This window comes from Nocardia sp. NPDC050712, assembly GCF_040654295.1.
GTDB lineage: Bacteria > Actinomycetota > Actinomycetes > Mycobacteriales > Mycobacteriaceae > Nocardia.
This window is the reverse complement of sequence record NZ_JBFAHT010000002.1, coordinates 999049-1016820: the sequence shown is the minus strand read 5'-3', so window position 1 is coordinate 1016820 and position 17772 is coordinate 999049. Positions and strand designations below refer to the sequence as shown.

At 66.4% G+C, this 17772-nt stretch carries 34 protein-coding genes; 1 reads left to right on the top strand and 33 read right to left on the bottom strand.

Annotated features, from left to right (window positions below; genetic code table 11):
• Positions 1-18: 18 nt before the first annotated feature.
• The 20 genes from AB0H76_RS15300 to AB0H76_RS15205 all read right to left on the bottom strand — a co-directional run bounded on the left by AB0H76_RS15300 (position 19) and on the right by AB0H76_RS15205 (position 11813).
• Entirely contained in the window at positions 19-993 is a 975-nt protein-coding gene (locus AB0H76_RS15300; protein ID WP_357323145.1) for a hypothetical protein, read from the bottom strand.
• Between the two features lie 3 nt (positions 994-996).
• Positions 997-2415 carry a phage portal protein gene (locus tag AB0H76_RS15295; RefSeq protein WP_357323142.1) on the bottom strand — a complete coding sequence of 473 codons (1419 nt, stop codon included), beginning with the start codon at positions 2413-2415 and terminating at the stop codon, positions 997-999.
• Between the two features lie 10 nt (positions 2416-2425).
• Entirely contained in the window at positions 2426-3028 is a 603-nt protein-coding gene (locus AB0H76_RS15290) for a terminase (protein WP_357323140.1), read from the bottom strand.
• Positions 3006-4076 carry a terminase gene (locus AB0H76_RS15285; RefSeq protein WP_357323138.1) on the bottom strand — a complete coding sequence of 357 codons (1071 nt, stop codon included), beginning with the start codon at positions 4074-4076 and terminating at the stop codon, positions 3006-3008. Before AB0H76_RS15285 ends, AB0H76_RS15290 begins: the two co-directional genes overlap by 23 nt.
• The gene (locus AB0H76_RS15280; RefSeq protein WP_357323135.1) at positions 4063-4605 is read right to left on the bottom strand and encodes a hypothetical protein; all 543 of its coding nucleotides are present in this window, start codon (positions 4603-4605) and stop codon (positions 4063-4065) included. Before AB0H76_RS15280 ends, AB0H76_RS15285 begins: the two co-directional genes overlap by 14 nt.
• A 1106-nt stretch (positions 4606-5711) precedes the next feature.
• Entirely contained in the window at positions 5712-5921 is a 210-nt protein-coding gene (locus AB0H76_RS15275) for a hypothetical protein (RefSeq protein ID WP_357323132.1), read from the bottom strand.
• Entirely contained in the window at positions 5921-6250 is a 330-nt protein-coding gene (locus tag AB0H76_RS15270) for a hypothetical protein (protein ID WP_357323130.1), read from the bottom strand. Before AB0H76_RS15270 ends, AB0H76_RS15275 begins: the two co-directional genes overlap by 1 nt.
• Positions 6247-6444, bottom strand: coding sequence for a hypothetical protein (locus AB0H76_RS15265; RefSeq protein ID WP_357323127.1), 198 nt, complete (start codon positions 6442-6444; stop codon positions 6247-6249). The genes AB0H76_RS15270 and AB0H76_RS15265 overlap by 4 nt, the downstream gene beginning before the upstream one ends.
• Positions 6445-6639: 195 nt before the next feature.
• Complete coding sequence (locus tag AB0H76_RS15260) at positions 6640-6915, bottom strand: hypothetical protein (protein ID WP_357323125.1); 276 nt, start codon at positions 6913-6915, stop codon at positions 6640-6642.
• A gap of 89 nt (positions 6916-7004) precedes the next feature.
• Positions 7005-7229 carry a hypothetical protein gene (locus tag AB0H76_RS15255; protein ID WP_357323123.1) on the bottom strand — a complete coding sequence of 75 codons (225 nt, stop codon included), beginning with the start codon at positions 7227-7229 and terminating at the stop codon, positions 7005-7007.
• A complete protein-coding gene (locus AB0H76_RS15250; RefSeq protein ID WP_357323120.1) occupies positions 7216-7374 on the bottom strand; it encodes a hypothetical protein in 159 nt (52 codons plus the stop codon). Before AB0H76_RS15250 ends, AB0H76_RS15255 begins: the two co-directional genes overlap by 14 nt.
• A gap of 316 nt (positions 7375-7690) precedes the next feature.
• The gene (locus AB0H76_RS15245) at positions 7691-7933 is read right to left on the bottom strand and encodes a hypothetical protein (RefSeq protein ID WP_357323118.1); all 243 of its coding nucleotides are present in this window, start codon (positions 7931-7933) and stop codon (positions 7691-7693) included.
• Between the two features lie 627 nt (positions 7934-8560).
• Positions 8561-9073 (bottom strand): hypothetical protein, encoded by a 513-nt coding sequence (locus AB0H76_RS15240; RefSeq protein WP_357323115.1) that lies wholly within the window; start codon positions 9071-9073, stop codon positions 8561-8563.
• Positions 9070-9744: a hypothetical protein gene (locus AB0H76_RS15235; RefSeq protein WP_357323113.1), complete on the bottom strand. Its 675-nt coding sequence runs from the start codon at positions 9742-9744 to the stop codon at positions 9070-9072. The genes AB0H76_RS15240 and AB0H76_RS15235 overlap by 4 nt, the downstream gene beginning before the upstream one ends.
• Positions 9745-9858: 114 nt before the next feature.
• The gene (locus tag AB0H76_RS15230) at positions 9859-10089 is read right to left on the bottom strand and encodes a hypothetical protein (RefSeq protein ID WP_357323110.1); all 231 of its coding nucleotides are present in this window, start codon (positions 10087-10089) and stop codon (positions 9859-9861) included.
• A gap of 218 nt (positions 10090-10307) precedes the next feature.
• On the bottom strand, positions 10308-10487 hold the full coding sequence (locus AB0H76_RS15225; RefSeq protein ID WP_357323108.1) for a hypothetical protein: 180 nt from the start codon (positions 10485-10487) through the stop codon (positions 10308-10310).
• The gene (locus tag AB0H76_RS15220; protein ID WP_357323105.1) at positions 10484-10846 is read right to left on the bottom strand and encodes a hypothetical protein; all 363 of its coding nucleotides are present in this window, start codon (positions 10844-10846) and stop codon (positions 10484-10486) included. The genes AB0H76_RS15225 and AB0H76_RS15220 overlap by 4 nt, the downstream gene beginning before the upstream one ends.
• Position 10847: 1 nt before the next feature.
• Positions 10848-11246, bottom strand: coding sequence for a DUF6221 family protein (locus AB0H76_RS15215; protein ID WP_357323102.1), 399 nt, complete (start codon positions 11244-11246; stop codon positions 10848-10850).
• Entirely contained in the window at positions 11236-11397 is a 162-nt protein-coding gene (locus tag AB0H76_RS15210) for a hypothetical protein (protein ID WP_357323099.1), read from the bottom strand. Before AB0H76_RS15210 ends, AB0H76_RS15215 begins: the two co-directional genes overlap by 11 nt.
• 215 nt (positions 11398-11612) lie before the next feature.
• Positions 11613-11813: a hypothetical protein gene (locus AB0H76_RS15205; RefSeq protein WP_357323097.1), complete on the bottom strand. Its 201-nt coding sequence runs from the start codon at positions 11811-11813 to the stop codon at positions 11613-11615.
• A gap of 92 nt (positions 11814-11905) precedes the next feature.
• Here AB0H76_RS15205 and AB0H76_RS15200 point away from each other — a divergent pair, with 92 nt between their 5' ends.
• Positions 11906-12235: a hypothetical protein gene (locus AB0H76_RS15200; protein ID WP_357323094.1), complete on the top strand. Its 330-nt coding sequence runs from the start codon at positions 11906-11908 to the stop codon at positions 12233-12235.
• A gap of 316 nt (positions 12236-12551) precedes the next feature.
• Here AB0H76_RS15200 and AB0H76_RS15195 read toward each other — a convergent pair whose 3' ends face one another.
• The 13 genes from AB0H76_RS15195 to AB0H76_RS15135 all read right to left on the bottom strand — a co-directional run bounded on the left by AB0H76_RS15195 (position 12552) and on the right by AB0H76_RS15135 (position 17694).
• Positions 12552-12770, bottom strand: a complete 219-nt coding sequence (locus tag AB0H76_RS15195) for a hypothetical protein (protein ID WP_357323091.1) — start codon at positions 12768-12770, stop codon at positions 12552-12554.
• Between the two features lie 2 nt (positions 12771-12772).
• Positions 12773-12985, bottom strand: a complete 213-nt coding sequence (locus AB0H76_RS15190; protein ID WP_357323088.1) for a hypothetical protein — start codon at positions 12983-12985, stop codon at positions 12773-12775.
• Positions 12982-13140: a hypothetical protein gene (locus AB0H76_RS15185; protein ID WP_357323085.1), complete on the bottom strand. Its 159-nt coding sequence runs from the start codon at positions 13138-13140 to the stop codon at positions 12982-12984. Before AB0H76_RS15185 ends, AB0H76_RS15190 begins: the two co-directional genes overlap by 4 nt.
• The gene (locus AB0H76_RS15180) at positions 13137-13511 is read right to left on the bottom strand and encodes a hypothetical protein (RefSeq protein WP_357323082.1); all 375 of its coding nucleotides are present in this window, start codon (positions 13509-13511) and stop codon (positions 13137-13139) included. The genes AB0H76_RS15185 and AB0H76_RS15180 overlap by 4 nt, the downstream gene beginning before the upstream one ends.
• 166 nt (positions 13512-13677) lie before the next feature.
• Positions 13678-13902 (bottom strand): hypothetical protein, encoded by a 225-nt coding sequence (locus tag AB0H76_RS15175; protein ID WP_357323079.1) that lies wholly within the window; start codon positions 13900-13902, stop codon positions 13678-13680.
• Positions 13892-14104 (bottom strand): hypothetical protein, encoded by a 213-nt coding sequence (locus AB0H76_RS15170; RefSeq protein ID WP_357323076.1) that lies wholly within the window; start codon positions 14102-14104, stop codon positions 13892-13894. The genes AB0H76_RS15175 and AB0H76_RS15170 overlap by 11 nt, the downstream gene beginning before the upstream one ends.
• Positions 14097-14330: a hypothetical protein gene (locus AB0H76_RS15165; RefSeq protein WP_357323074.1), complete on the bottom strand. Its 234-nt coding sequence runs from the start codon at positions 14328-14330 to the stop codon at positions 14097-14099. Before AB0H76_RS15165 ends, AB0H76_RS15170 begins: the two co-directional genes overlap by 8 nt.
• Positions 14323-15033 (bottom strand): hypothetical protein, encoded by a 711-nt coding sequence (locus tag AB0H76_RS15160; protein ID WP_357323072.1) that lies wholly within the window; start codon positions 15031-15033, stop codon positions 14323-14325. Before AB0H76_RS15160 ends, AB0H76_RS15165 begins: the two co-directional genes overlap by 8 nt.
• The gene (locus AB0H76_RS15155; RefSeq protein WP_357323069.1) at positions 15026-15697 is read right to left on the bottom strand and encodes a hypothetical protein; all 672 of its coding nucleotides are present in this window, start codon (positions 15695-15697) and stop codon (positions 15026-15028) included. Before AB0H76_RS15155 ends, AB0H76_RS15160 begins: the two co-directional genes overlap by 8 nt.
• A complete protein-coding gene (locus AB0H76_RS15150; protein WP_357323066.1) occupies positions 15690-16001 on the bottom strand; it encodes a glutaredoxin family protein in 312 nt (103 codons plus the stop codon). The genes AB0H76_RS15155 and AB0H76_RS15150 overlap by 8 nt, the downstream gene beginning before the upstream one ends.
• Before the next feature lie 3 nt (positions 16002-16004).
• Positions 16005-16517: a hypothetical protein gene (locus AB0H76_RS15145; RefSeq protein ID WP_357323063.1), complete on the bottom strand. Its 513-nt coding sequence runs from the start codon at positions 16515-16517 to the stop codon at positions 16005-16007.
• Positions 16514-17452: a hypothetical protein gene (locus AB0H76_RS15140; protein ID WP_357323060.1), complete on the bottom strand. Its 939-nt coding sequence runs from the start codon at positions 17450-17452 to the stop codon at positions 16514-16516. Before AB0H76_RS15140 ends, AB0H76_RS15145 begins: the two co-directional genes overlap by 4 nt.
• The gene (locus AB0H76_RS15135) at positions 17449-17694 is read right to left on the bottom strand and encodes a sigma factor-like helix-turn-helix DNA-binding protein (protein ID WP_357323057.1); all 246 of its coding nucleotides are present in this window, start codon (positions 17692-17694) and stop codon (positions 17449-17451) included. Before AB0H76_RS15135 ends, AB0H76_RS15140 begins: the two co-directional genes overlap by 4 nt.
• Positions 17695-17772: the final 78 nt, after the last annotated feature.

The window sequence follows — 17772 nt, the reverse complement described above, 5'->3', positions numbered from 1 at the left end:
GAGCGGGAGTGTGAGGGGCTACAGGATGTAGCCGTAGTCGCGGAGCAACTTGAGTGCTTCCGCCCGGTTGCCCTTGGCGATCTCGTAGATCGCCTCGGGCATGAGCCGTGGTGTAGCGCGGGTGTTTCGGCCGCGGCGCCGGGCGGCCGCGGAGGCGACACTGCGGCGGGTGGCGCCTTCGCGGGTGGTGAGCAGTTGCTGGCCGTAGACCTCGGTCCGTTGTGCGCGGCCGCCGATGACCGTCAGGCCGCGGCGAGCGTTGACTACCTGGTTCAGGTCGGCGCCGTCCCGGATCGCCTGCGCGCCAGCAACAGTGAATGCCCGGCGCTGCTCGGCCTCGGTCAAGCTCTCGAAGTACTTCTTCGGGTCGGTGGTCTTGTCCCCGGCGCGGTCCTCGCGCGATGGGATGTGTTTGCAGTTGCAGTTCGGATGCCGCCGAAACCCGCTGGACCAGTGGTAATACCGTCCAGCGAGAACGACGCAGCGTGCGCAGGAGGGCGGGACCAGCATCCGCACGTACCCGACGCCGAGCCGGGACACGATCCCCACCCCGGTGGCGGTCCGGCCGGCGTCGGCGAATTCGTTGCTGATCACCCGCCGCACCTCGAGGCCCGCTGCCTGCCACGCCTGGTAGGCGGGCATGCCCTCCGCGATCCGCGCTCTGGCGCCGATCACCGACTGCGCCAGCAGTCCTTCGATCGTGCGCCCGTCCGCGGTCACACCTACGAGCCGTGAGGGATTAGGTTCCGCGACTCGCGGTGCCCGGATGTTCTGCTCCTCCAGGGCATCCGAGACGTATCGGTCGGTGTTGCGCACCGCGGCCGCCTGCCCGGCCTCCACAGTTCGTGTCAGTCGGTCGACGTTGCGGGCGAACCAGGCGTCGAAGTCCTTGGGTGGCGTGCTCGCCCACTGCTTGGCGATTTCCTCGATCGCGGCGACCGAGGCTTTGCGCTGGGCCTCGTCGAACTCCGCCGCGGACTGCAGCACAGCCATCGGCTACTCGAGTACGCCGACCGGCAGCCCGTTGTCCTCCGGCTGCGAGCGGTCCGCGGCCAGCTCGGCGCGCAGATTGCGGACCTCGGGGTCGGTCTCCTGGTCGTCGAAGTAGCCGCGTTCGCGCGTCTTGCGGGCTTCGTCCCAGCCCATCTCATCCCAAGAACCCTCCCGGGACAGGACAGGGGTGCCGCCGTTCAACTTCTGGATCGCGTCCGCCATCTCGGCCTTCGTCGGCGTGGCCGGGTCGCGCCACTCGATCGCGATCTGCTCCCCCGCCTCCGGCCACGCGGTGGTGCGGAACCGTTCATAGAGGGCGAACACCCATGACAACCCGACGCCGAGCACGGCGTTCTTCGACTCCGCGTTGGAGATCACCCGGGACTCATCCGCCCGGATCGCGCCTTCGGCCGCCGGATTCGCTGTGTTGGCACCGAAGTAGCGGAACGGCAGGCCGGTCACGCTGGAAGCCAGCTCGGCGTACATCCTGACCGTGTCGTGAAAGTTCGACAGGTCCGCGCCGGGCAGCTGGCCGATAGACACATCCTTGGAGGACTTCTGGGTCGCCCACATCGCCTGGTAGTACGACTGCCACGCCGGCAACGGGTTCCCATCCTTGTCGACGAAGTCGCCCTTGCTGATGCCGATGGCGTACCGCTTCGGCACGGCCACCGTTTCCACGCCGTACTGCAGATCCGTCAGCGTGCGGGCGCAGGCGTCGGTGATGGGGATGATGTCGCGCATCTCCGTGGTGCCGGTCCACTTCCCGAGCCGACGGCGATTCAGGAACATCACCGCCGGCACCTTGCCTAGATTGTGCTGGTCGACACCGTTGTCGTCGCCGACCTCGTCGATATCCCAGCCATTGCTGGTCGCCCTCAGCTGAATCGTCTTGTCGGGCAGCATCAGCGTCGCGACGTGAGTGCCGTCCTCCTCCTGATACTTCCGCAGCGCAGCATCCATTCGGCGTCGCCGCTGGTTCACCAGACACGACATCTGCCGCGGCGACTCCACAGTGATGAGAGGGTGTTCCGGGTCGTCCTCATTGCTGCCGACGGTCATGAAAACCCGCCCGAAAATCATGTTCTCGGTGGCCAGAATCGGGATCTCCGCGGCGAGGTTATTGACGTCGAACGCCTCCTGCAGCGTCGAATCCACCTGCTCCGCGCCGGGGCGGTAGACGCGCTTGACCTTCTGCCGGCGTGCCACCTCGTCGAGGTAGGAGCACGGCCAGTTCACCACCAGCTCGAAGATCCGGAGATCTTCCGGCACGGCGAGGCCGATGTGCTTGAGGCGTTGCGCACCTTCGTAATACGCGTCGTACAGCTTGTCCTCACGCGACCGGTTGGCCAATCGGCCAGTCAGCTTGTTCACCATGTCGCGTTCGTCGTCAGCGAGCTTCGTACGCAGTACTACCGCCATGCTCACCTCCTCAGCTGAAGCAGAACATCCGGCCGTCGACGTCTTCCCAGCCCGCGGCGCGCGCATCACAGGCGGCTTCATGGGCGAGGATCGAAGTGATCGCGGCGTCGATCTTCTGGTGGTCGTTGGGTTTTCCGAGCACGTAGGTGTCGCCGGGCTTGGGCACCTTGCGGCAGTTGTCCATATGGGTTTGCGTGATCGGGCACCCGTCCTGGGTGATCCGAGTCTTCAGGTCGGCCTCGAACCGGCGGATCGACTCATACATCTGGCGGGGTCGGTTGGTCGCCCATTCGAAGACCTTTTCCTCGCCGTAAGTCAGTGCCCACTCGCTGATCTCGGTGCGCCAATCGTGCGGGTCCGCGTACAGCCGGGCTACCTCGTAGGTCGTGAACACCTTGTCGATCGCCGCATGAACCTCGCCGCGGCGAATCTGGCCGCCCGAGGTCGCCGGGTTCCAGATCGTCGGCTGCTCATCGGGCCCGAACCGTGGAGTGAACTGCAGTCCGTCGCGGGTCTCGCAGCGCAGAGCCGTCCAGTCGTTGTTCTCCGACCCGTCGAACCCCACACACACCGGCGTTCCCGGCGGCGGGTTAGGAAGCCACAGCGTCGACATGACGGCCCTCCCAGAGGCCTTGCGGCAGCCACGACCCGGACCGGGCCACCAGCCGGTTACCGAAGAACCGTTCCGCCTGCGCCGGGTCCAATTCGTTCAGCTCGAGCGCCTCTGCTTCGATCGAATCGAGGTTGACCCACGGGCTTCCGTCGTAGACGTAGCGCAGGATCTTGCGGCGGTCCCGCTTGTTTCCCCAGCTCAGACCCTTGGGAGGCTGCCGGAAGAACTTCCAGATATCCGGGGCCTGCGCCTCGTAGGTGCGTTGCGCGGTCGAATGCTGGGCCGGATCCCACGCGTTCGTGGTTTCCATCGTCCGCCCGCCCATGCCGGCCGCGCCGCGACGCTGGGTCTCAGCCACCCCGACCATCTTGTTCTGCTTCGTGTACAGCCCCGACTCGTCCTGGAACGCGAAACTAATCGGGTTACCGACACGGCCGGTAGCCGAGGACGTGACGGCGTCGATGCGGTCGAAATCATCGCCACCGACCTCACCCATAATCCGGATGAAGCCTTCCCGCACCGCCATCAGGTCCGAGAGCGGCCCGAGCTTGATCATCGCGGTGAGAGGCCGGTAGATGTTGGCGACCTGGTCTTCGTTGGTGGCAGTCAGCTGGATGACCGGTGACGGGTGACGCATCGCCATCGGCTCACCGGTCAGGTACTCGTACTCCCAGCCGCACCCGCAACCCCACTCGGAGCACGCCCACCCATCGCCCTTGTCCGCCCAGCCAAGGAACTGCGACGGGCCAACAGCTTCCAGGCAGGTGACCGACGCCGACCATGGGCCTTTGCCGGTCTTCTGCGGGGCGACGACCTGGCCGCGGCGGTAGGTGAATGCCTGGTTCAGCAGCGGCTCATCGTCGGTCCGCCATTGCGCGCCGGGCCGAATTCGGTAGAAGTTGGCGCCGTTCCAGAACTGCCAATCCGACCACACGAACTCCGCGCCGCGCCGGTAGCCGTCCGGGATGCAGCAGTGCCGCCGCGTCCACGCCTCCGCGATATCGCCGAGGGTCGGGAAGTCGACGACGAAGCCGTCAGTCGGCTCCACCGGCCACCGGCCTGAGCCGACGCGGTGTCGGTGTCGAACTCGGCGCCTTCGGCTTCTTCTCCGCTCGGGCCGCCGCCACTTCGTCCGCGGCGATTTGCCAGCAGTTCTCTTTCAGCCCGGCCGGGGTGAGTCCGATCTGATCGGCGAACCGGTGCAGCGAACCGCGGTCCGACGCCATGGCCTCATCGGATTCGCAGATGACCGAGGTCCGTACCCAGTGGGCGATTGCCTGCCACCGCCAGGATTCGTTGGCCCAGGCCACCGCTTGGGGTGTGGTCCAAGCCCACGCCCACAGCTGCGCTTCACGCTCGGCGACGAATGCCGTCGCTTCCTCGTCGACGGTTTGCCAGCGGGCGCCCTTCTCGCCGTACTCCCAGCGCATCACCCGCCGCGGCATCAACGGATACTCCGGCACGACGCCGGTGTAGCCCTCCGCCGGCAGCGCCGTGAAGCTCAGCTGGCGCCGGTCCGAGCGACCCGACTTCGGATCAGCTTGCGGCCCGGAACGATTCCTTGCGCCACCACGCATTTCAGTTACCTCCTGGCAGCATCGCGCCGCCCTGGACGAACCCCCGAACGGCATCGCGCCGGCCGGAGACAGTGACCCACCCAGTGGATGGGGAGAACATGAGCCGCGACCAGACCGTCGAGTCCTAATCAGGTCTGCGCGACCAACACCCGAATAGGACTGCTCGGTCCTAATGCGGTCTCCAGCACCAACACCCCATTAGGACCGGCCGGTCTTAATGCAGTGATGTTGATCGAGGCCCTCTGAACCCGTCGCGCGGGTGAGCGCCCTCCCCGAAGGTGGGCGGCGGGGCCCTGTCAAGGGGTGCCCCCCTGGGTCTTGTGGGGGTCTCGGCTGACGAGACCCGATTAGGACCGCTTGGTTCGGTTTCGCTAATCGGGCCTGGTCTGACTTCACTGCATTAGTGGTTACCGATCGGCTACCCCACGCGTCTGGCTCACAGCGTGCGGCCGGTGTCAACCTGTGGATAACCCTGTGCCTGTGGATAACTCGGCCGGCTGATTGGGCCTCGATGATGATGACCCGATTAGCGTTCGACCGATGTGTCTCGAGGTCATCGTGATCGAAGGTGTTGTGCATCGAGTTGCGACGCTTTGACCTGCACTTATGTAGATAGTGTGGCGTTCGTGCAGGTCAGAGGGCTGCGGTCACGAGAGGATCTGCGGTTCGGTCGACACTCACCTGATCGCACGGCTCTGACCTGCGGCTATGCAGCGCGCGTGTCATATGTGCAGGTCAGCGTGTTGCAACAGGGTGCGTGTGGCCTTGCTATCTCGCGCCCTTGCTGGCGTTGCATGCCCGGCACAGCACCTGTAGCGGGCCGTCTGGTCTGCCTCCGCCGGCGATGGCGTCGCGGTGGTCCGCTGTCAGGTCCGTACTCGGGTGGGCGGGTCGCTTCCATCCGGGGCACCAGTCGCCATGCTGTGCTCGATGGGCTGTGACCGCGGCTGCTCGGCGTGCCCGCTCGGCCCTGTCCCTCGTCGCCTTGGTGGGTGTGGTCGCCTGGTAGTAGCGGTCTCGCTCAGCCCTGTGAGTGGGACAGCGGGGCTCGTATTGGGTAGCGGGACAGCGAGGCTCGGAGCAGACACGGAGCCTTGCTCGAGCCATCAGCGCCGTGGTTGGTGCCGGACGACTAGTCCGTTGGTGCGGAGCTGGTCGAACCACTCGGTGTCGTGCTGCTCCATCGCATCCCAAAGCCATCCGGGGACGATGATGGGCGGCTGCTCTGTGCCGCAGACGTAGCGCTGCGGGTACGACTGGCACGCCTGTGCCCATTCCTCGATCTGCTCGGGCGTGAGTGGCTGCGTGGTTGTCATTAGACTGGCCGCCACTCCCGCACCGTGACTGTGAGCGCCGGCTGCGTGCAGTGTTCGCACTTGGCGCATGGCCCGGTCTTGTGCAGCGTCCAGTCATTCACCACACCCCATCGGCGCTGGCCGTTGTCGTCGACCGTGACATGCACGATCGGGTGGTCTTCATTGACGAGGAAGCGGGCGGCGTCGCTGTCCGCCGGGATCGTGAAGCTGAGACCGCCCTCGGCCAGGTAAGCGGTGAGGCCACCCATGTCGTAGCGGAGCTGCCAGGCGCCGTCCCACATGCACACTCGGGCGTTGGCGATGGCGAGCTGGGGCTCTGTGGTTGTCACAGCGCGCGTCTTTCACATAGGTCGACTGCCTGCCGTAGGTCCGTCAGCGCGCCGGCGAGGGGGTGATCGTGGCCTGTGCGGAGGAGGTAGTCGGCGAGGGCGGGGTTGGCGATCTCGCGGTAGTCCAAGACTTCCTTGGCCGCGGCGAGGAGAGTGCGGTACGGGATCGGCGAGGGCTCAAGGGGTTCGGTCACCGAAGCGTGCTGACGATCTCGATAGCGGCGCGGATCAGGATGGTCGCGATCGTGCCAGCGGTGAGGATGGTGTCCAGATCGACGCTACCCATCAGTTATCTCCTGTCACAAAACATACCGCCGATTCGATTGCGACCAGTGAACTCTCGGCACAAACAGCTGTAGCGCCCCGCCGGCGAGGGCGGGGCGACAGGGTCACTCGGTCGGTTCGGTCGGCTCCGCCGGCGGCGCGTCCGGGGTGAGCGCGTCCACGGCGTTGATGCCGTCCTTCACCGCCTGCAGAGCGGCCAGATCGTCGGCGTCCAGCTCGCCCTTGCGGCTCACCTCGGCCTGGATCTTGTCCAGCTGGTCCTTCACGCCGGCGAGCTGGTTAGCTACAGCACCCATTTTCTTATCCAATCTCTCTGTTGCGTAACGTGATTCGTTGACGGCGTCGATGACGTCAGCGTTAGTGAAGAATCCGAAGATCATTCGCGCCTCCTATCCGAGCTTCACGCCGAGGCGGTGGAGCAGCGCCTGCACGATCCGCAGCCAGACGGCTTCGAGGCGCTCGGTCATCGTCAGTCGTCCAAGCGGTCGAGCAGCGTCGCCCAGCGCTTCGCCTGCTTGTCAGCGATCCGCATGACCTCAGCAGGGTCAGCGAAGTGGATGGAGGAGACGGCCGGGCCTCCATGGCCACCCAGCCCCGCGGTGACGTCCACGGCGGGCAGGTAGGTCACCTGCGGCCTGTAGATGCGGTGGGCGAGGCGGATCAACGCGCCAGCCAACGCTTTACGCGTAGCCATGGGTGTGCATCCATCGCAACTCGTCCGCTGCCTGGCCCGCCTTGACGGGGTCCGGTTCGGACATAGCCACCTCGATCAGCTTGCGGCGCTTCCCCTCGTCCATCCAGCGTGCCTGCGCCAGCATGACGTCCTCGTAGACGGGCATTGCGGCCGCCGGCGCAGGCCCTGCGGGGGCGAACGCCTCGACATATGGCGTGGGCCGCCGTAGCCACCATGGGGGCAGGGGCGGGTCGATAACGTCCGCGAGGCGCTGCAGACGGATTACCCTGAGCCCTCGGCCTACCTGGCGGCGTGCGCGCCTCGCCAGCCATGCAAGGCGGCGGTCGCTCAGGGTGGGCTCGTCCACGCCGCCCCAATCGCTCACCATGTCCACCAGCCCATCGGGGCGGTGTACACCATCGGGTCCTGCAGTGTCCGTGGGGCGGGATGACACCAGGAGCGGATCAGGGCGGCGAGGTCGATCACTTGGTCCTCCAATGTCGTGTCGCGCCCTGCCCGACCTTCTCGACGGGGCCGAGACCGAGCGCAGCGCGGAGGCGGTTGAGCACGTCGGCCTCTGCGTCGCTGAAGCAGTCGGCCATCGACAATGCGACGTGCTCGATGTCGCGGCGGCTCAACATCACCTCATGCGATTTCGGCAGGATCTTGTCCGCGACAGCTGCAGCGAGCGTGTCGATGTCGATTTCGAGTGACGCGGTTGCCATCACGCCTCCTCGGGAAGGGGTCCGGGAATCCCGGACGGATGGGCGTTGCCGGGTCCGACCGCTTACGAGGGAGAGGTGGCAGCACCTCGGGATACCCGGCCAACGAGGGTCGCAGCGTTCGACCGAACGGCAAGGGAAGGCTGAGCGCTGCGAGATCAGGGGAGCCGGAACAACGTCCGGAGAATGGCACAGCTGTGCCCGCTGATCATCGTGCCTGGCACGCCCGCTATTGTCCAGCCGCCGCGCGAACAGGTGTGCCACTGCGGTGTCGCGCTTGGACAGCGAGGACTTCTCGCGGCAGGTAGCGGGGACCATGTGAGCCTCTGTGTTGGGGCAGCAACGGCTTCGAGGGGTCGTCAGGATCGCGGCGGCTTGCACGCGCCCAGCTGCGCACTGTGGACGCAGGGATGCCGAGGAGCTGCTCGATCTGGCCTGCGGTGAGTTCCTTGTCCATCGACTCCTCCACCGAGCCGACAGCGACCAAAGTGGTTCCGATCCAGCGTTGCCCGCGGGCGCGAGCCAAGGTGTCTAGCTCGGCGCATTTGGCGGGGTCGACTGCACGGAGGGCTGCTCGGTAGGCGCGGGCGATGTCACGGGCCCACTCGAGGTTGTTGCGGCGGATCTCGGTCATACAGGCCGCCATTCGGTTTCGTGGCGTTCATACATCCGCTCAACGACCTCGCCGGGTTGGGCCGACTCGCGGGCGTCCTGCTCGCTTGCGTCGAGGTCAGCCCGCGTCGTGCCGTCTGGTTTACGGATGCGGTAGCGGCGGGTGGCGTTCCACTCCCCCTGCTGTGCCGCGAACCATGCCGTGCGGGCCACGATGTCGCGGATGTCTTCGGGCTCCCACACGAGGTACCGGCAATGGTCCTGGTACATCCCCTCGCGGTCGGTGGCGAGGTCGACAGGGTAGGCGGCGCCCTGCTGCTCCATCTCGCCCTGGCGGTCGAACAGGACCTCCGTGCTTTCCGCGTCGGGGGTGCCGATGCCGATCATGTAGAAGTCGTCGATGTAGCCGCAGTCGCCGATGAACAGCGAGTCGGGCCCGAAGGGCCAACCCTTCTTGCCGTCCTCGTGGAACTCGGTGTAGAGCGTCCCGATAGGCATGGCCTTCAGCTCGGCGCGGGTGACGATTTTCATGCCGCAGCCAAGGGATTGTTGAGTCTGCTGAATTCGTCCTGATGCCATACGTTGTGGCAGCGGTGGCAGGTCACCAGCTGGGTCTTCACCGACACCGTGACCGCGGCCCACCCGCACACGTGGCAGGGTTCGTCCAGTTTCTGATCGCGTTCGGGTTCCAAACCGAGGACCTTGGTCGCCCGCTGATGCAGCGCGGCGAGGGCTAGGACAGCGTCGACACCGTCCATCACCGTCTCACGGATGTCGTCTCCGCCGTCGGGGTGAGGTGCCCACACAGTCACCCGTTGCGGCGGGAGACCTACCAGGACGCCGAGGTTTGAGGAGATCACGGTCAGTTCCCAGCCTTCGCCGGGTAGTCGACGCGCCCAGCGGGCGGACTCCTCCTCGATCGCGGTCACCAGGGTGTCAGCGGCGAGGTTGATCGGAATCGAGGGTTCGCTGGACCCGGACACTTTCGGGCCGCCGCGTTGCGATTGCGGCTTGCCGGATGCGGCGGCGAGCAGGCTGTAGTCATCGCCGAGTTCGCGGATGTCAGCGAACGCGGACTGTTCGCATGCCCGGCAGAGGGATTCGGGTTTCTCGACGCCTGCGCCGTGCCAGTGGTCGTCGGCGGTGCGGGTGCGGGCTTTGCAGCGGCGGCCTTGCCGGCATTCATGCTCCACCGTTTCCATCGCACACCCTCGCTACTCGATTAGCCGACCAGTAGCGAGCGTAGCGATTTCGGGCGCGGATCTCGAGCCGCCACACGCACAGGCGTTCGAGATGGTGAAGGCCGCCGGTGCGAATCACGAGGGAAGCACGTAGCCCCTCCTCCCGGTCCGCTGGAAGGGCTCGCCGGGAACCTTTCCGAGGTTGAAGATGACCTCGTCCTTCCAGGGCCTCCAGATGATCTCGGTGACGGTCTCGATCGCCACCTCCTCTGTCATCTGCACCTGGTCGCCGACACTCGGGGTCCAGGGCAGTGAGGTGAACGGGTAGCGCTCCTGGGTGGCCTGGTCGATGAAGATGTAGTTCATGCGCCGATGCTCGCAGGCTGTGGGCAAGCGTCGTTGCAGCTCAGGTCAGCTCGGGGATTCGTCTGCCGTCGCCTCGCACGCGACCCGATGTATCCCCACCAGCTCCCCCAGATCCGTCGCGGAGATCTGGCGGCCGTCGTACACCACCTCACCGCAAGCAGGGCACTCCCAATGAGTCCAACCGGCTTCGGCCGCAGGCTGGCTGGCGGTCTCGTCGCTCATGGCTTCTCCCGCATGGCCTGCACGACGGCGCGCATCTTCTCTATGGCAGCGCCGAACGCCGATTGAGCAGCATCACCCAACACCGACATCTTCGCGTTGAAATCAGCGCTGGCGGCGTCGATTCCGGCGTTGATTCCGGCGATCTGCTCGGCAGTGAATGGGGCCTTGAGGGTCATGGCTTCTCCTCGGTGGGGTCGGCCAGACGCCATTCGCCTACCGTTGGCGGATCTGTAGCGAACACGTCAACCATCGGCATGCCATCCACAATCGTGGTGCGGCCGTGGATCTCCCCGTACTGAGTATCGGGACAGGCGCGTAAGTCGAATGTTCGCCACGCCCCGTACACACGCTTCCAAGCGCCTTCGAACCAGTCGTCCTTGTAGGGACGCAGGCTGATGCACCGCCTCGATGCCAGCGTCCGAGATGGAGCGGTCAGTGAGAATTCCTCGACGTCGCGGTTGTGATCGGACCAATCCAGTTCGACTGGCGATCGCGGGTCCAGACGCCACCAGCGCGGCGCAATCGGGTAGCTCATCTCAGCTCTCCTCGGTGGGGTCGGGGTAGATGGAGGCCAGGATCTCCAGCGCGCGGCTGAGACCTTCGACGTACCCCCGCTCGTAGTCATCGACAACGACCATGTCATCGCGCTCCGCGATCAGCTTCCGTATCGCCTCTACCTGCCCCAGGACGCGGGCCGGGTCGAACGCCGCGATGTGGAGCGCCTCGGCCGCAAGCGGCCAGCCCTCGTCGTAGACGATGGTGTGCTCGCCGGCCTCGAGGATCCCCCACTCCGGGTCGGCGGGCGTGAACGGTCCACCTTCCACGCCCTTGCCGTCTGAACGCCACTCTGCCGCGCGCCCGGCCGCCGCCCGAGCGATGCGCTCGTCTGCGTCCAGGCCAGCCCGCAGCCGGGCCAGAACATCCTCAGCCGACATGAACCCTCCCCAGAAGGCGCGTTAAGACGATCAGTGCCGCCAGCGTCGCGGCGAGCACAGCAATCTCCCAGGCAGGCCGCTGTTCGATCACCACAGTCCAGACAGCGAACATTGCCCAGCCGAACAACATCCGCGCACGGTAGCCGGTCATGTCTCATCCTCTCTCGTCGCCAGCTCGGGCGGCAGGCAGTTGTCGAAGTACACCCCGGCCCTCCACTGCCACCACCGGGCGAGCACCAGCGGTCGGGCTTCCGGGGTACAGCGGGCGAGATGGGCTCGTTGCGCCGGCGTCAACCAATCGATGTCCATGCCGGGACTGGACGCGCCGCGCCGGCGGGGTGGTTCCAGGCGGCGGCGGGAATGTCCTCACGGTGTCCCCTCCTTCATGAGCAGGCGGAGTGTTTCGCGGGTGTAGCCGGTCCGGCGGGACACGTCGGCCTGTGCGCCTCGTTCGTCTGCGCGTTCGGTGAGCACCTTCCGGATGACGGCGTGTAGCTCTGCGCGCGTGTCGTTCTCGGCTCTCTTGGCGCGTTCGTGTTTGGCGACGGCGCGGTCTAGTTCGTCCACAGGTTTAGCATAACTGGTTGGCCAAACAGGGTTGCATATATGCCAATCTATTTGGCATACTGAGTTGGCACCCCCGCCGCAAGGAGAAGTCGATGACCACCACATACACCACCGATGAGCGCCAGGTAATCGCCCGCACGATCATCGAGCAGCTCGCCGGGAGCCAGCGCCGTCTGGTCGCGGTCGTTGCCGCGAAGGACTTCCTGGTCCTGGAGAACGGCGTGGCGTTCACGATCATGGCCAACGCAGGCAAGGTCCGCACGGTCCGGATCCTGCTCGCCGACGACGACACCTACAGCATGGAATTCGGCAACATCCGCGGCTTTGAGTTCAAGGTGCGCAAGTCCTTCGAGGGGCTGCACGTCGACCAGCTGCGCGGGGTCTTCGAGCAAACCACCGAGCTGTACCTCACCATCCTCTGACCGAGTCGTCTGCGTGGCGCCCGGCACGCTCCGGGCGCGGCGCTGACCACTAGGCCACCACGGGGCAGGCGACAACGACTGTCGCCATGGGGAGCAACGGCGCTCCCCCACGCCCAAACCCTCACCCGCCAACAACGATCCGAGGAGGATCCCCGTCATGCAACTCACCTACACCGGCGACTGGAAGTCGGACCGCCCCGAAGCCGCAGTCCTGGACATCGGCACCTACTTCGCTTCCGTGCACTGGAACACGGGCCGCGATGCGTGGACGTGGACAGTGCACTGGGTCGACATCGCCGCCGAGTTCGATATCGAGTCAGTGCAGATCGCCCAGGGTCACGTCGACAGCCAGGAACTGGCGCGGACTGCTGCCGAGGCGGCTATCCGTCAGTGCCACGCTGTCCAGTAGCCGGGTGTCCGCACGCCGCGCCTCCTCGTCGACGGCGTACGCCTCAGCCACCCGAGCCAGAATCAGTCGGCCGAAGGTCACCTCGAGCCGGGCCTCGCGGGCTTCCTCGTCACGCTGGAAGCTCACGGCTAATCCTCCGCCAGTAGTTCGTCCACCATGTCCAGCAGGATCAACGCCGCGCCCGGGAATCCCAGCCCGCCTGTCATGTGCGCCAGCATCGCGTCACCGATCGGTAGCGGCATACCGGCGGCCAGTTCTTTGTCCGCTGCTGCCGCGAGGGTGCGTAGGCTGGCCAGGGCTTCGGCCCCTTCGGGGGTGCGCAGGTGATAGCGGGCGGTCACGGCCGCACCTCCCGAGCGGCCAGCATGCGGGCCTTCCGCTGCTCGTCCGTCGGCTCGATCCACCCGTGCCAGTCGACCTCGGGCACCCAACGCTGCAAATGTGCATCGCGGTCGACGTCGCAGTAGCGGCAAGAATTCGGGCTCGGCACGGTCACGGCCGAACCTCCCGAACCTCGTACACGCGATACTCGGTCCACTCCTGCGCCTCTTGTAGCGTCTTCGCTTCAGCCTCGGCGCCTTCGCGCGTCGGGTGCACGTCCTCGATGTTGGGTGGGAACGGCGCGCTGGTGCGCGGCCCGACGGCGTACCCGAGCGGGGGACGCTGCGCCGCCTCCAACGCCGCGGTCATCCGCTCGATCTTCCGGTGTGCCTTGGCGAGCGCCTTGGCTTGCCGGGTGAGCTGCTGCTCGTGCGCGGTCTGCATGACCTCGATCGCGGCCAGGGCGTTGTCGCGCTCGGCCTCGAGCTCGGCGACCCAACGCAACGGATGGCCCGGGTCCCGGGATCCCGTGGGGAGCTGACTCATTCGCCGGCCTCGCTCTCCAGGCGGGCGACCTCACGCTCACGCTCACGCTCCCGGCACGGCGCCCAGTAAGCGCACTGCCACTCCGCCCTACCGGTTGCCGGGTTGGCGGCTCTCCGGAACTGCTGGGTGCCCTCACGGCCGCAGCGGACGCAGGTCTTGGTGTCGCTCATCGGTGCTCGCTTTCTGCGGCGTCGCCATCGGCGAAGTCCTCGGCCAAGAAGATCTCGCGGACGGGAGGACGCCAACCCGCCTCCAAGATCGCGGTAATGAATCGCAGCGCGAACGTCACAGGAGCGCGGAAGTGGTCCGACTGCAACACCTGCTCCGCGAGCGCTTCCAATGCGAGCCGGTCGGGATTGTCGAACGCCAGTGTGTCGCGGTCACTCGCCATCGGAACACCCGCAACCGCAGTTGACCGTGTACGCGGCCAGCTCCTCGGTGCTCCCGCTGTACATCAGCGCGGCCCCGCCGTCATCGCGGACGACTACCCAGTCCGCGCCGATCGCCTCGACGCGCTTGTCGGCGTACGAGTCGCGGCCGAACGCGCCATGGCAGAAGCCCTTCAGGAGGGTGCCGACCTGAATCTCAGCCATCGGAACGAACCTCCTCGGCGGCGCGGGCGACAACGAACAGGTCCCGGGCGAACAGTCCGGGCTGTCCAGGGTGGTCGGTCTCGATCTCGATCCGGCCGTCACCGAACCAGGAGATGTACTCGTTGATGCGGGCGGCGGCGGCCGCGAGGTCCGGGAGCGAGGTCATGTCGTCGCCGTCGACCTCGGGCGGCTGGTCGTCGGTGACGGTGTGCAGGTGCTCAGGCATTCGGCACCTCCGCCGCCTTGGACAGTGGACGCCACGACAGCATCGGACGCTCCTCAGCCACCCCTGCCGTGCCTGACATGGCCGACATTCGCTGCGCCATCTGCTCGGCATGCTCGCGCGTGTCAGCCTCGTAGCGGCGGTAGCCGAGACCGTCAGCGGTGGACACCCGGTAGGCGTACTCGACGCCCTCAACTTCGCAGCCATCGAGCGCGCCCTCCAGCTCGGCGATACGGGCGCGGGCCACATCGATTTCGTGCTGTTCGACCAGGAGGTCCGCAGGCTGATAGCAGGTGGCCAGCCGGTGCAGGCGGTCCGACTTCTGCTTGGTCGTATGCCCATCCCAAACCGTCCGACTACCGGGATCTTCGTCGTTCACCATGGCGTATCTGTCGGTGTCGAACAGGTCCAGATCCCCCGGGTTGATATGCCAGGACACCTGACCTTCAGGAGTGGTCAGGAACAGGACTGGCCAGTCGCCGGGGGCTTCCGGCCATGGCATCTGCGAGGGAAAGATCTGCGCGAGGACAGCAAGGACTTCGGCGCGGCCCCGGTAACCGGTGTCTCGCTCGCGCTCCAGCTCGGCGATACGGGCACGGGCGGCCACCAACTCCGTGACCGTGGCGCGAGGGTCCACCAGGGTCCAGTCCTCGGTCGCGATCACTTCGGCCAGCTGGTCATCGGTGGGGATGCATGGGTCAGGCATGGCCGGCCTCCTGATCGAAGAGCGCTAGGGCGGCGTCGTACTGGGCAGCGAACCGAGGCTCGGTGGCCCGATCTCGCCACCCCTGGACATCCGCGCGGGTGTCGGTGTTGCGGGCGACGAGCACTCCGCGGCCTCCGTGCAGTCGGATGTGGCCCTCGCCGTCGCGGGCGGCCTGCTGCCGCGGCTCGATCAGATCCCAGATCCGCCGAGTCAGCGGGCGGTGCTCCAGTGCGACCAGCTCGTCCCACGCCGGCACCAGCGCAGCCCATTCCGGTGATACATGGGCCATCACCGCGAGGTGCTCACGAGCTTCGGGCACGGCGCGCAGCAACTCCTCGCATCGCCAAAAGTCACCGGCGTCGCCTGGTGCGTCGGTGCCCGCGAAGACCCGCTTGCCGGGTAGTGCACTGTGCCCGGTCAGGGCGCGGACAATCGCGTTCGAGCTGAGTCCGCGGCTGCCGGACTCCAGCCAGTCACGAAACACGCTGAGCGGCATCGCCGCGCCGGGTTTCTGCGCGCCCTCCAGCGCGGCGATGCGGGCACGGGATGCGATCAGCTCGACGGCCATCGACCTCAGCCACGGTTGGACGTAATCGCCGGCCTCGTCGGTGTGGACGTAGGCGGTGAGCGCGGCCAGCTGCTCATCAGACAGGCGGTCAGGCATTGGCTTCGCCTTCCTCGGCGAGCAGGTACGCGGTCGCGGCCGGCTCGAGCACAGCCACATCCGGTGCGTCAGCATGGATCTGGGCGAGCCGCTGCAGCCGGTCGTGCCGGTACCCGGACCAATGCAGGTCCCCGACCGTGACCACGGGCAGCGACTGATAGCCGAGGGCCGTGACGGTGTCCGCCCACAGCGGGTCCTGGGTGACGTCGCGGTAGGCGTAGGGCAGCCCGAGGCGCGCGAGGTGGCGGGTCGTGGCGGTGCATTGCTGGCAGCCGGGCTTGCCGTAGACGTTGATTTCAAGCATTGGTCATCTCCGGGATTCGGGGGTGTCGGTCAGGTCGGTCTTGCCGGTCAGGCGGGCAAGGCAGGGCATCCGGGTGGGTCGGCTGTTGGACGGGTCCACGCACGCGTCGTTGGCCTGCGCGCGGCAGTGCGGGCACGGTCGGTTGATCGCGTCGTTCACCTCGTAGGCCGGCCACACCGGCTGCCCGATGGTCGGGATCGGCAGGCCGCCGAGCGCCTTGTTGCCGCCTATCCCGAGGCGTTGATCGCGGTGGTCCTCGAACGCGGCGCGGGCTTCGGCGTCGGCGTTCTCCCGCTCGGCGCGGTCGCGGCGGATCTGCTTGGCGATACCGATCAGGTGGGCGGGTTTGATCCGGTCGGTGTTGGTCTTGTGGTGCACGACAACGGCTTCCAGCGCCAGCGTCTTGTCTAGGTCGCCGATCACGGCGTGCCAGGCGATGATGTCGGCCTCGCCGATGGTGCGCAGGTCGAGCGAGGCGATGGCGGCGAGGACGTCGGCGGTCTCCAGTGGGGTCATGACATCAGCGCTTTCTGCTCGTTCTCCATGCGGGCGGCGAGGGCGGCCCCGGCGGCTTGGGCTTGGGCGACTCGCTGGTCAGCGGTCGAGCCGTTGGCCGGTGTGGCGGTCTTGCGCTCGTACTCGTCGAGCGCGTTGAGCCGAAGGCGGTCGTACTGCTCGCGAAACTTCGCCATCGACAGGATGTTCCTGCGCCAGAAGTGGTTCGACTGACTCCAGTCGATGAGGTTCAGGCACTTGCCCAGCTCATGCCCGTCCTTGTCGAGCAGTAGCCGCGCCTCTCGACGCCAGGCGTCGGTGACAGTCGCCTTCGAGCCGTTACCTCGGACCCCGTCGCGAAGCCGGGCGCAGAGGGCTTCGACGTCATCGCGTCTGGGTTCAGTCTTCCTCGGCGGTTTCACCGACGAAGAAATCTTTTGATCTTTCTTTGGTTCATCTGGCTTTAGTTCATGCGTCACCGGTGACGACACCCCTCTCGTCATGGGTGACGAGACCCCTTCTGTCACTGGTGACGACACCCTCTCGTCATGGGTGACGACAGGGGTGTCGTCATGGGTGACGACACCCCCCGACGCAGCGACGCGTCGGGCAGGGGCGCTATGCAGGATGTATCGGCTCGCAGCCCGCATCGGATGATCGGAATCTTTGGCATAGGTGAAGCTGGACAGGCTCGTATTCGTCCACCGGTGACGAACAGTGACCGCACCGATGGCCTGCAGCTCCGACAGCGCCCGATCCACCGAACTGAGGGACGTACGGAGGCGCGCGGCCAGCTTCTTCCGGGACGGACGCGCCTTCAAATCACCGCCGGCGAAGCGCCGCAACACCGCATACAGACGCACCGCCCGATCGGAGATGTCCGCGTCGATGATCCACTCCGGCAGGATCGCGAAGTAGCCGTCGACGGTGACATCGAACTCGTCGGTCTCACTCACTCGATGGACTCCAGCCCCGGCGAATCCTTCGCACGCCGGACCGCTTGCCGCACGGCGGGTTCGCTCATTGCGAGGACCGCCGCGATCTCGGCATGCGATAGCCCGTATTTGCGAGCGAGCAGCATGAGGCGAGGGCGATGGAATTGAATGTGCTCGGCCTGGCGACGGAGGTCATCGAGCATGCCGATGACTTGCCGTTGCGCTTCTTCAGGCTCAAGGTCAGCCAGAGTGGGTACACTCATGGACGCCTCATCTCCTGGTTCAAGGGATGTGCTGAGGTAAGACCCCGGAATTGGCGTGCCAGCGCCTCCGGGGTCATT